Below are 13,051 nucleotides of genomic sequence, written 5' to 3'. Positions count from 1 at the left end.
TTTTGTTCAGCCTATTTTTTGATTTAAAAATTAGCAACTTATAAAATAGTGGAAACAAAAACGGGATCAGCTTTTTAAGAGCATCGGTAACAGATTCATCACCCCGGGTGTTAAATGTTAAGTGTCAGGTGTCAGATGTTCTCAAACTTTCATGTTTTGCTATGACCGCAGAGTGACGGTCATTTTTCCTAACACCTAACACCTAACACCTAACACCCGACACCTAACACCTAACACTTAACACCCGACACCTAACACCTGGGGTGATGAAAATGTCACAAAGCGGGCGGATAATTGCGATCCCATTTTTATTCCGAATTTTTTTATGACTTAAAAATCAGGTAGTTAAAAAATATGGGAAACAAAAACGGGATCAGCTTTTTCAGAGTCTTGGAAACATTTTCATCACCCCACCTAACACCTAACACCTAACACTTAGCACAATATATCATATTTCTTCATCTTACGCCATAAGGTGCTGCGATTAATGTTTAATGCCCGGGCGGTCAGACTTCTTTTCCATTCATATTTTTTCAACATAGAAAGAATTTTCTCTTTTTCCTCGTGTCCGAGTTTCTCAGCCAGTGGCTTTCTTTCTTCAGTAATGGTGTCAACAGCTTTTAAAAGGGATACGGGAAAATGTTTTCGTTCAATCACGGAACCCTGACAGATGATCAGGGCATGTTCAAGAATATTTTCCAATTCTCTGATGTTTCCCGGATAATCGTAATTCAAAAGCACTTCCATGGCCGCTTCGGATATCTTATCTATCTGTGTGTCTCTGGCCGCACAAAGCCGGTTAAGGATATGGGAAATCAGAAACGGAATATCACTTCTGCGTTCTTTCAAAGCCGGAAGTTCCAGACGCATGACGTTGAGACGATAAAACAAGTCCTCCCGAAAACGCCTTTCCTGAACCAGTTTTTCAAGACGCTGGTTGGTGGCTGAAATGATGCGGACATCCACTTTTGTGGTTTTTCTGCTTCCCAGGGGGTAAAACTCTCTGTCTTCCAGGACCCGAAGAAGTTTTGCCTGCAATGACAAAGGAAGATCACCGATCTCATCAAGAAAGATTGTTCCGCCGTCCGCGTCCTGGAATCGCCCCGGCTTGTCCCTGTTCGCGCCTGTGAACGCACCTTTGACATATCCGAACATTTCCGATTCAAGAAGATTGTCCGGCAAGGCCGCGCAATTCACTTTTACCAGAGGCTTCTTATGCCGCGTGCTGCTGTTATGAATAACCTTGGTGAGAAGGTCTTTGCCTGTTCCGGTCGGCCCTTCTATCAGTATGGTTGATTCCGTAGGAGCGACAATCGGGATGATCTCGAAAATTCTTTGCATGACAGGCGCTTTTCCCACCATGTCACCAAAAGTATATCGGTCTTTAAAAGCCCGGTCAAACTGATATTTCAGGGAGAGATCGGAAATAGTTGCCAGGCCGCCCACAATGCCCCCTTCTTCGTTTTTAAGCGTGATATAGTTTGCCCGAACCGGAATGGCATGCCCCCCCCGCACAACAATTTTTCCTTCCATACTTGAATGAAAATTTCCTTTGTTCATTGATTGTTGCAAGGCTAAAATATCTTTACAAAAATCTTCTCCGAGAACTGTGTGGCAAGGTTTGCCAAGCACTTCCGACCGGCTGAAACCGGTAATTTTTTCAGCCGTGGTGTTAAAAAAGGATATGTGATTGCCGCGGTCAAGCGTAAGGACTCCGATATCAAGATTATCCAGTATGATTTTCAGTCTGATATCATCATACCGTATCCGTTTGATCAGGTCTTTGAATGCCGAATAATCCTGGAAAACTTCAATACAGCCCACAAGTTCTTTATTTACGCCGTATATTGGAGCTTCTATTTTTGTAATTGTCAGATGTTCATTGATCTGGTCTGCGGTCCAAATATCAGAAACCACATTTTTCCGCTCTGTTTCTTCAGCTTCAAGAAATTTACAGGAACCGCCGCACAGGTAATCAAGAAATATCCTATAGCAATATATTCCGATAACTTCTGATTCCTTATACCCTGTCAGCACTTCGGCAGTCCTGTTCATGGACGTGATCTTGCGATCCGGAGACAAAATGATAACGCCCAGTGACAGATAATCAAAAATCTCACCAATATGACTGTATTTTATAAAAACATCATCCATAAATTATCAGTTGACAGTTGACGGTTATCCGTTGGCAGTTGGTAAAATCATTCGCTGTTTTACTGACAGCTTGTATGGGCTTTAAGAAAAAGGTTATCCGGAGTGCCAAACTTGCAGTTTGGCAGAGGCGTCCGGAGTGTCAAATTTGCGGTTTGGCACTCCGGAGTGACTGATAAGTACCTAACCATAAATTTTCGATAATTGTGCGGAAAAGAAACCCGGTTTTTTTCCCGGAATGACCCGCTGCCCATGAAGAAAAAGTGCGGGTTTCTTCCCCTTTCGCGGAAAAAAAGATGTATGAAAAATTTTTGCTCACTCGATGTTCAAGTTTTTTGACCCGATTCGACTAAAAAGCCTGTCATTCCTGCGAAAGCAGGAATCCATTCTGGGCAGAGGCCACGCTTCCGGAAGCAGCGGATTCCTGCTTTCGCAGGAATGACAGAAAAAAACTTGAACATCGAGTGCTCAGGTACTTATTTTCTTAAAATCTATAGCTGATGACTGCCGGCTGACAACTCGTAGCTGATTATTTTTCACTAATGGAAAATTGTATGACAAAGAAGGCTCCTTTGCCTTTATTGCGACGCGTGCGTATGGTTCCGCCGCAGTCCTTAATAATACCGTAACTGATGGAAAGACCGAGGCCCGTGCCTTTTCCCACTTCTTTGGTTGTAAAAAATGGCTCAAATATTTTGGTTCTGATTTCGGGCGAAATCCCATTTCCGGTATCTTCCACTTCAATAACAACTTTATCTCCCTCAGTCTTTGTTCTGAGGAAAATTTTTCTTTCCTCTTCCTGCGGATCAGCCATCTCCTGGCGGTTAAATTCCCAGCGCGCCTCAATAGCATCTCTTGCATTAATAATAAGATTGATAAAAACCTGCTCCAGACGGCCAGGGTCTCCCATGATCCGGGGCAGATTTTCTTCAAGGTCCCAGACCACCTCTATCCCTCTGAGTTTCAATTGCTGGCTGAAGATTTCAAATGCCTTTTGTAAGACGCCGTTCACCTGAACTTCCGCCAGACACATATCTGATTTTCTGCCAAACTCCCGCATATGATTTATAATTTTTGTGGCCCGGTCCACATGGCTGTCTATTTCCTGAGACATGGTCAGAAGAATGTCTTCCCTGATTGTCTCTTTTTTCCTGATTTTTTTCATAAAAAAACTGCTGGCGGTCTTTATCACCGAAAGCGGCTGATTCAGCTCGTGCGCGACACCGGTGGCCATTTCTCCCAGCGTGGCCATTTTGCTGGTCTGAATGAGTTGCTGCTCGGTTTCAAGGCGTTTGGTGATATCACTGGTAGTAACGAGAAAGACCTTCTGTTCTCCATATTCGGCAGGCGAGATACGAATATTGACAAACAGTATGTTACCAGCCTTGTTCATATGCTTTACCTGGTCAATCACGGTTTTGGTCAGTATTTCGCGGGCGTAATGCTTTTTGTCCTCCATGAACAAATCCGTAAAATGTGTGTTTACGATCTCATTCTTTTCATATCCGTAAACCGCTCTGATGCTTTCGTTACAGTCCAGGATTTGAAGGTTCTCAGCGTCCAGCACAAAGACAGGGTTGGGTATGTTACTGAAGAAGGCATGATATTTTTTTTCCGATTTTTCCAGTTGTTCTTCCAGTTGCTTTCTGGGCGTAATGTCAAGACACATCTCCATGGCCGCGACGATCTCGCCCTCATTGTTTCTCAAGGGTGCTGTTCTGACAATCCAATGCGTCAGTGTTCCGTCTTTGTTCACCCCCGCCTCTTCGCTGTAATGGGACTCACCATCTTCAAATGTTTTTTCAACCGGACAATTCTCACATTTTTTATCACGCCCCTTGTATGCGTGAAAGCACATATCTCCTTTTTTGGGATTAAATTTATTTGAAAATTCCCGGTTATATCCCAGAAGTCTGTAGTTTCTGTCCTGAACCGTTATGATACAGGGGACATTCTCAAACAGTTGCTGATATTCGTCCCGCTGCCTGTTCAGTTTGGCCTGTTTGTCACCAATTTCTTTGCCCATGGAATTGATGGCCATTGCCAGTTCTCCGATTTCGTCCTCTGTGTGAACATCCACCTTGTTGTAATACGCTCCCTTCGCGATCAGATGGGTTCCGTCTATCAGCTTTTTGATGGGCTGCTTTACGAATTTTAACACGATGATAAAAATAATGACTGATGTCACAAGAAATACAAAAACCGTCAGCGAGATGATCCCCTCTTCATAACGCAGAATATCGGCATCTGTTCCTTTCAGTGAAACAACAACATCAAGCGCTCCCAGGATTTTTTTGTCTTTAGGATGGAAGTGACACTCAGACGAACATCCTGGCTCGTTATTAATGGGACTGATAACTCCCAACAGCCGATATCCCCGGGGAGAAGTGAATATGCGGGTCCTTTGCGCCAGCTCTAATTCATACAAAGCAGGTTCCGAACGGTGACAGATATAACAGGCTTCTGCCTTAATATTGGTTATCTGCTCAATGTCCGAATCCCGGTTTGAAAATTTTATCTGTCCGTCTTTGTTATAAATTCTTATATTTTCAATTTCCTTCTGCCTGCCAATATTTCGGATGATCTGGTTGATTTCATCCCTGGAGTTGATCATCATGGCATAATGTGTGCCGAGCTTAATGGTGTTGGTCAGTCTGTCCGTTCCTTCCACAATGCTCTGCATGAATTTTTTCTGCTGATACCTGATACTGAAGTAGGCCCATGTGGATATACTGATAAGCAGGGTCACTCCCACTGCAAAAATAAGCCTTAACACGAGACTATGACGCAGATTTTTCAACATATTTCCCCCCTTGTTACATATCAGGTTGAAAATGAATGATTTGATTTGTCATATTGGCAGATTGAAGATATTTCCGTCAGACTGGCAACGGGCGTGCTTTTAGTCCGAACCAGATGCTGACGGATATATTTTTCAGAATTTTTTGATTTATAAACATTACATTACCAAATTTTCATAAAAATAGGAAGGATTATTTGACAATTGATAATCGGTGATTGATAATCAGCAGAGGAAGAATTATTAAGCGATTTCGTTCCCGTGGTTTGCGTGGGAATGCAGTGCGGACGTTTTGTGTCCTGATCAGGCGATTTTGTTCCCGTGGTTTGCGTGGGAATGCATTGCGTCCTGATTTCTGTCTGCTGTTTGGGAAACAAAGCGTCCCGGAGGCATTCCCATGGTTTGCGTGGGAACGAGAAATGCCCTTATCAATTATGGGAGATTTTTCATGGCACAGCCTAATGGTTGGAAAATCGTTTTTATTGATGATGAGGAGGGGATTCGAAAGACCATGCGTATTACCCTTGCGGACGCGGGATATCATGTGTGGACCGCATCGGACGGTATCGAAGGTCTGTGTCTGTGCGGGAAGATATCCCCTCAGATTGTTATTACGGACATCCGTATGCCGGGCATGGATGGTCTTCAGGTTCTTGAGGCGATAAAACGCCAGTATCCGGATATTGAAGTGATTGTTGCCACCGCATTTGGCGAAATGGATGTCACCATTCGCGCACTTCAGCTGGACGCTTCAGACTTTATTTCCAAGCCTATTCATGAAGATGCCCTGAATGTTGCTTTGGATCGGGCAAAGCATCGCCATACCACTCGCAGACAGCTTCAGGATTACACGACGTTTCTGGAAGAGGGATTGTCCAAAACAACCCGGGAACTTATGGAAACTTTTGCTTTTCAGCAAAATCTCATTGAAAGCTCCATGGATGGTATCATCGGATGCAACGGGCAGGAAAAAATTATTACTTTCAACCGGAGTATGGAAGCCCTGCTCGGGTATTCCCAAACACAGGTTCTGAACCAGATGGTCCTGGGACAGTTCTTTCCTCCCGGAGAGGAAAAACGACTAAAAACAGAACTGGCCAGTGAAAAATATGGCGGAAAGAACCGGCTTTTTCTTTTTGAAACCACACTCCGGGGAAAAGATGATCAGTGTATTCCTGTTCAGTTGTCAGCCTCCGTGATTTTTAATCAGGGAAAAGAGGACGGACTGGTCTGTTTTTTCAGGGACCTTCGGGAAATCCGGAAACTTGAACGGGAAGTGCAGGATCAGGCCCGTATCCTTCATCAGGATAAAATGATGTCTCTGGGAAAGCTGGCCGCCAGCGTGGTGCATGAAATTAACAATCCTCTTGCCGGAATTCTCAATTATGGCCGTCTCATGTCCCGCATCCTCGAGAGAGGTCCTCTGAAAGAAGATCGCCAAAAAAAATTCAGGCAATATCTGGACCTTGTTGTCAACGAAACCAGCCGGTGTTCTCAGATTGTCTCCAGCCTGCTGACCTTTTCCCGCAAGTCTTCCCCTGCTTTCGGAGATATACAGGTGGACGAGCTGTTGCACCGGTGTGTCCTTATGAGCCAGCATAAACTCGAACTCAATAATATCCGCCTTGTTCACCGTGTCGCACCGGATATTCCCCGGATAAAAGGGGATTTTAACCAGTTGCAACAATGTGTCATCAATCTCATTTTTAATGCGATGGATGCCATGCCAAAGGGCGGTTCCCTTACTCTCACCAGTGATTATGATCCGGAAGAAAAATTTGTAACTGTGGCTGTGAAAGATACCGGAACAGGAATTTCCCCGGAAGACCTTTCCCATATTTTTGAGCCGTTCTTCACCACTAAAAAAGAAGGATACGGTGTGGGTCTGGGTCTCTCCACCCTTTATGGCATAATGGAACAGCATAATGGAATGGTTAAGGTGGAAAGTCTGCCGGGAGAAGGCACGACGTTTATGCTTTGTTTCAAGATGTAATGTTCATAATAAACCGCGCTCATGCTGTGAACAACTTCAATTCGCATAAGGGATTTCCCCAAAAATAAAATACCCGGAACGTAGGGTGGGTGGAGCGAAGCGCAACCCACCTTGTGCGGTGGGTTGCGCTTCGCTCCACCCACCCTACATTTTTTAAGGATGATATGACGTTATATCCGGATTTGGGACACCGCCAAAAAACTAACAGAATACTCATTTTGTCCTAATAATGAGCTAACATTTGGTAACCATATTAAATGCAATGTTAATTTTAACAAAAAATCAGGGGAAAGATGAAGATGAGGAACTGTTTTGTAAGTACCTGATCAAAAGTTTTCACTATCAGAGACCTCCGAAGTTTTAAAAACTTCGGAGGTCTTATATTCGAAAATTTATGACCAGATACTTACTGGCGATTGCATTGGCTTTTATTTTTAGAAATCTTTCAAATTGAAATGTGGCTAAAAAAAATTTTTAATACTCTATGATCAAGTTTTCTGACCCGATTCGAACAAAAAGCCTGTCATTTCTGCGAAAGCAGTAATCCGTTTTTGGCAGATGCGGCGATTCCGGGGAGTGTGGATTCCTGCTTTTGCAGGAATGACAGAAAAAAACTTGAATTTCGAGTAATATGTTAGGGGGGTCAGATGGTCAAAAATCAGCGATTTGTTTTGCTTTTCTTAACACCTGACACCTAACACCTAACACCTAAAATAACAATGAAACCACTTGAAAGCAATGACTGGGTTTCCAGTCTTTCGCACATTGATTTTGCATTTCAGCCCATTGTGAACATTCATACCGGCGTATGTTACGGATGTGAGGCATTAATGCGAAATTACGAGGCAGCCGGTTTTAAGTCCATATCTGCTTTTTTTGACCAGGCATATCAAGACAATGTTCTGCATCAGGTGGATCTGGTCCTACGAGAAAAAGCCATCACAAAATTTTCGAAGATGGACTGTGAATGTCAGACAAAGTTGTTTTTTAATCTGGATAATCGCGTTTTGAATTCCGAAGATTATCAATCGGGCAGCACAATAAATATTTTGAAACGCCACCGTCTTCCGCTGGATGCTGTCTGTTTTGAAATTTCTGAGAAACACAAACTGAAAGATGCTCAGACTGCGGTGAGTATCCTCAATGTCTATCGGTCCCAGGGGTTTAAAATCGCAGTGGATGACTGCGGAACCGGTTTTTCAGGTTTTCAGATGCTTTATTATACAGAGCCTGATTTTATCAAAATTGACCGGTTTTTCATTCAGGACATGGAAAAGGATTCAAATAAAAGGCTTTTTGTTTCAAGCATGGTAAACATCGCTCATCTCATGGGAAGCATGGTTATTGCCGAGGGCGTTGAAACAAAACAGGAATACTACGGATGCCGGATCATTGGCTGCGATCTGATTCAGGGCTATTTTATTCAGCCGCCTGAATCGGATATTCATGTGCTTAAAAGTCAGTATGACCATATCAGATTGTTAAGCGAATGTGATCAGCGGAATAAAAATTCAGAAGACAAGAAGCTTATCACTACGGAGATGGAGTATATTGAACCTGTGTTTTATAACTATGATATCTTTGAAGTGTTTAAAAAGTTCAGGCAGCAACAGGACAACAGTTTTTTTCCTGTCCTAAATCGCAACAATGAGCCGCTAGGCGTTATCAGTGAAAAGAGCTTCAAAAATTATACCTTTTCTCCTCACGGCAATGCATTGCTTCAGAATCCGGCTTTTGGAAAAAATCTGAATAAATTCATCAGCAAGTTTCCCATCGCGGATATACACACACCTGTGGAAAAAATTCTCGAAATCTATTCCCATACTGAAAATCTCAAAGGCATCCTCATCACGGAAAGCATGAAATATAAAGGCTTTCTGAGTGCGCATTCTCTTTTAAAAGTCCTTAATGAAAAAAACATCGCTATTGCCAGAGATCAGAATCCCCTGACCAGACTTCCGGGAAATACACTCATTCACGAATATGTTTCCGAAGCCCTGCATGATACAAAAAATCAATATATTTTTGTGTATTTTGATTTTGATAATTTCAAACCTTATAATGATTCTTACGGATTTCGTCAGGGAGACCGGGTGATCCTGCTGTTTTCAGAACTGCTGAGAACCCGGACAGAGTACGCCAACCGTTTTGCCGGACACATCGGCGGAGATGATTTTTTTATGGGTATCCACGGAATCTCTTTGAAAAAAGCGATTTCAGATGTCTCGATAATGGTGAGACAGTTTCGGAACGATGTGGAGAGTTTTTATGATACCGGGGCCATTGAAAGAGGGTATATTCTTTCCAAAGACCGGGACGGGAGGGAAAAGGCCTTTCCCCTGATGACTATCAGCGCGGTGGTTCTCGAATTGCCGGCCCTGCGTTCCCGTGTTTATTCCACGGAAGAAATCAGCAATATTATGGCAGCAAAGAAAAAAAAGGCCAAAAAAAGTCCGGATAAGATGAGCATCACCAAGCTTGATGACACCAATAACGACTTGGATTATATCTATGAAATGGATGTAGTATATTCTCAGGATATTCCCGACAATTGTTCATCCCGAATAATCCCTGAATTGGGGCACAGGGAGGTTCAGGCGTGAAAAAAAGTATGGAAATCAGAATAATGTGATAGCCGACATTAAAAAATAACCATATTACCAAAGCGTTAAATCTTCGTAAGGCGATTTACAGGAATGAGCATAGCGGTTTGTAGTTCCGCCTTCAGGCGATGTGACACCGCCTGAAGGCGGAACTACAAACTGAAAAAGTCTGCTGATATGTTCTTTTCCGGAAATCGCCTGAGAACGATTTGAAAATAGCCCGGCTGTTCATTGCCGGGCTATTTTTATTTTTAATAAAATTTTAATAAAATCTTAATAAAGGCTTAACCTGATAAACGTACTAATAAATAAATCATATTTGTAGAAGGTATCGCTGTAAAGACTGTCCGGAGTGCCAAACTGCAAGTTTGGCACTCCGGAGTGAGAAACATTATATAGAGAAAGGAGAAAAAAATGCAGCTATCGGATTCTCTCCGAGAACAATCAGAATGTAAAATCAAGTCATTAGAAGTCAGGTATAATCCATCAGGGGAAGAAATATTTTTTTCTCGGGAGGATGAATTAGACCAGGCAACTCGGACCTTCGCGTGTTTGCCTGGTTATCCGTCAAATCAGTTCTGGTATTTTTCTGATGAACGTCAGGAAATGAAAAAACAGCTCAGTCAGCTCAGAACAACGAATAAAAAATTAAAAGAAGCCAAAGAAGCGGCCGAAGCGGTTGCAAAAGCCAAATCCGAATTTTTAGCTTTTATGAGCCATGAAATCAAAAATCCCATGAGCGCGATAATCAGCATGACCAATTTTCTCATGAAAACAGAACTCACAGCCCAGCAGTACAGGTTCGCTGATATTATACGGGAGGGCGGTGAAAATTTACTGAGGATTGTTAATGATATTTTGGATTTTTCCAAAATAGAGTCAGGAAAGATGGCGTTGGAGGCAAATCGTTTTGAACTGATGACCTGCCTCAGGAATGTTTATGATTTGTTAGTCCTGAAAGCTTCGGAAAAAAATATTGAGCTGACCTTTCTGATTGAACCATCAGTGCCGCGTTTTATTAACAGTGATGTCATACGCCTGAATCAGATTTTGTTCAATCTTGTTGAAAACGCGCTGAAATTTACCGAACAAGGGGAAGTTTCCGTTGGCGTAAAAAAAATTTCCGAGAATAACGGGATGGTTGAACTTCAATTTTCCGTTAAAGATACAGGTATTGGCATACCGTCTGACAAAAGAGAATGTCTGTTTCAGTCCTTTTCCCAGATTGATGTTTCAACTATGAAAAAATACGGCGGAACAGGTCTGGGGTTGGCAATATGCTCACATCTGGTCAAGCTGATGGGCGGGAAAATATGGCTTGAGAGTTCGGCTGGCAAGGGTTCGACATTCTTTTTTACGATTTTTACAACCGCGGCACAGGAGACTGTTGCTAAAAAATACCCGCTTGCTGCTTAGAAGGCTTCGAAACAAGCCTCGGCATCGTAATGTCGGAGCTGAAAACGAAAGCCTGCTAAAGGACTGATAACCCAAATTTTTTTATGAACATTTGCGATCTGAGACTGTTTCGCAGCTTTCTTTAGGATGCTTTTGCTTTCAGCCGGGGGGACTGACCCTCCGGCCATCATGCGTTCCCACTCACGCCGAAGTGTGGGAAGAACAAAATCACACCACCGACGTCTCCAATCCGCATTGCTCCAAATCCCCCAATAAGGAAAATCATCTTTACCTTATTATACATCATGTTTATTCTTTAATTTTCAGATGTAATACGTTCCTGTTGTAAATTCAGACCTGATGCGTTGTTTAAAATAAGATTGATATGATCTGACAGTTATGCTAATCAAAAATGCTGTCATCTGTGTCATATTCATGATAACCTGTTGAGTTTAAAATATTTTGTACAGACGAGATGAAAAAAAGTCAAAGAAATGCTATTTTATGGGATTCTCCCACTATGCAACTGAGAATTTTTTTGTTATAAAAAAAGAAATCACCACGGACTGCTATTATCACAACTTTTTATCATTTTCTAGTATAATGAAAAAAATATAATGAAAAAAACAATGAGTGCAGGAAATTTTTTTCAAAGGACAAACGCACATAAAAAGACAGTTTTAGTTGTTTTAATTGTAAAAATAATGATGATATGGGGATGTGCCACACTCGTGGACCAGGAGCTTCTTGACAAACCTGTTGTCACATTTGAGGGTATGACGCTGGAAAATATGTCATTGTTTGAATCAACACCAGTGTTCAGTTTCAAGGTCAGTAACCCCAATCCCATGAGCATAAAAATCAGAAGTATTGGTTACAGTTTCAAAATTAACGACAAAAAATTTATAAAAGGGGTCGCTGACAAAGGGATTCCCTTAAAAGCGGTTGGTTCGGAGCAGGTGGGGTTGTCTGTCACTTTCAATTACCCGGGGTTGTTCGAATCGGTCACAGAGTTTATTCAATCCGATAAAATTGCTTATGATTTATCCGGATTCATTGGTGCGGGCCCTTTTGCGATTCCGTATCAGACAAAGGGATTTATTGACATCCCCGGGCTGCCGAAAATATCAATAAAATATGTTGATACTTCAAATTTTTCCTTGACCGGAACATCCACAGTGATAATTGTTTTTAGCATAGAGAACCCCAATCCGTTTCCAATTCAGTTAAAGGGATTGAATTACAGCATAAATCTGTCTGAAACAAGATTTGCCAAAGGCTCCTTTAAGACCGTCTCTCCCATTGCTGAAAACAGCTCATCCTTGGTGAAAATTCCGATGAATGTCACTTTTTCAGAGCTGGACTGGTCTTTGGATAATGTATTGACAAAAGCTTCGTCCGAATATGAATTATCAGGAAAAATGAAATTTTATGTCCCTAAAATGGGTAAGAAAAACTTTCCGTTTCACCATACTGGCAATGTGTCTTTTATTAAGGAAGGAACAGAAATGAAATGATAGCATTTGATTTGCAATGCAGCAACGGTCATACGTTTGAAGGTTGGTTTGAAGACAGTCAGGCATACGAGGAGCAAAAGGAAAAATCTCTGATTGCCTGCCCGGTTTGTAATGATACCTCTGTTTTCAAAATCCCTTCCGCGTTTGCGATAAAATCGTCCCGGACAGCAAGAGAGGTTTCTGATCAGCAGGCTGAACTTACTGATATAAATAATAAAATAGCAGATTTTGTGGATAAAAATTTCGAAGATGTGGGTTGTGATTTTGCCAAGGAAGCCCTTAAAATCCATTACGGTGTCTCCAAGCCCAGGAATATAAAGGGAAACAGCACTGAAGAGGAAGAAAAAACCTTAGAAGAAGAGGGAATAAAATTTTTCAAAGTTCCTGTGCCTCCTCCTGCGGATGCGGATGTATGATTTTTGCATTTTTCGATTTATCTGCCTGAATTTCGGAGTCAGTGTGAAAAATGATTTTCGCGCTCCGGAGACGGCTTTTTCCTTATTATAAGCATAATTATAAACTGCCCGGGTCTGAAAATTTTTTTTTCGGAATCAGCGCGAAAGATGATTTTCGCATTCCTGAGACAACTGTT

Annotated in this window: 7 protein-coding genes; 5 read left to right on the top strand and 2 right to left on the bottom strand. The window is 42.1% G+C overall.

What is annotated here, in order from left to right; all coding sequences use genetic code 11:
• Positions 1-435: 435 nt before the first annotated feature.
• Entirely contained in the window at positions 436-2,154 is a 1,719-nt protein-coding gene (locus tag dnm_RS00335) for a sigma-54 interaction domain-containing protein (protein WP_207680732.1), read from the bottom strand.
• A 526-nt stretch (positions 2,155-2,680) separates the two neighbouring features.
• Complete coding sequence (locus dnm_RS00330; protein WP_207680731.1) at positions 2,681-4,954, bottom strand: PAS domain S-box protein; 2,274 nt, start codon at positions 4,952-4,954, stop codon at positions 2,681-2,683.
• 445 nt (positions 4,955-5,399) lie between these two features.
• On the opposite strand from dnm_RS00330, the gene dnm_RS00325 reads away from it, so the two are divergent.
• The 5 genes from dnm_RS00325 (at position 5,400) to dnm_RS00305 (ending at position 12,875) form a co-directional block, all read left to right on the top strand.
• Positions 5,400-6,944: a hybrid sensor histidine kinase/response regulator gene (locus dnm_RS00325; protein ID WP_207680730.1), complete on the top strand. Its 1,545-nt coding sequence runs from the start codon at positions 5,400-5,402 to the stop codon at positions 6,942-6,944.
• Positions 6,945-7,663: 719 nt separating this feature from the next.
• Complete coding sequence (locus dnm_RS00320) at positions 7,664-9,547, top strand: EAL domain-containing protein (protein ID WP_207680729.1); 1,884 nt, start codon at positions 7,664-7,666, stop codon at positions 9,545-9,547.
• 414 nt (positions 9,548-9,961) lie between these two features.
• Complete coding sequence (locus dnm_RS00315; protein WP_207680728.1) at positions 9,962-10,963, top strand: sensor histidine kinase; 1,002 nt, start codon at positions 9,962-9,964, stop codon at positions 10,961-10,963.
• 596 nt (positions 10,964-11,559) lie between these two features.
• Positions 11,560-12,459 carry an LEA/WHy family protein gene (locus tag dnm_RS00310; RefSeq protein ID WP_207680727.1) on the top strand — a complete coding sequence of 300 codons (900 nt, stop codon included), beginning with the start codon at positions 11,560-11,562 and terminating at the stop codon, positions 12,457-12,459.
• A complete protein-coding gene (locus tag dnm_RS00305; protein ID WP_207680726.1) occupies positions 12,456-12,875 on the top strand; it encodes a DUF1178 family protein in 420 nt (139 codons plus the stop codon). Before dnm_RS00310 ends, dnm_RS00305 begins: the two co-directional genes overlap by 4 nt.
• Positions 12,876-13,051: the final 176 nt, after the last annotated feature.

Source organism: Desulfonema magnum, assembly GCF_017377395.1.
GTDB classification, from domain to species: Bacteria; Desulfobacterota; Desulfobacteria; order Desulfobacterales; family 4be13; genus Desulfonema_C; species Desulfonema_C magnum.
Note: the sequence above shows the minus strand (reverse complement) of the source record. Positions and strands in the feature narration are given on the sequence as shown.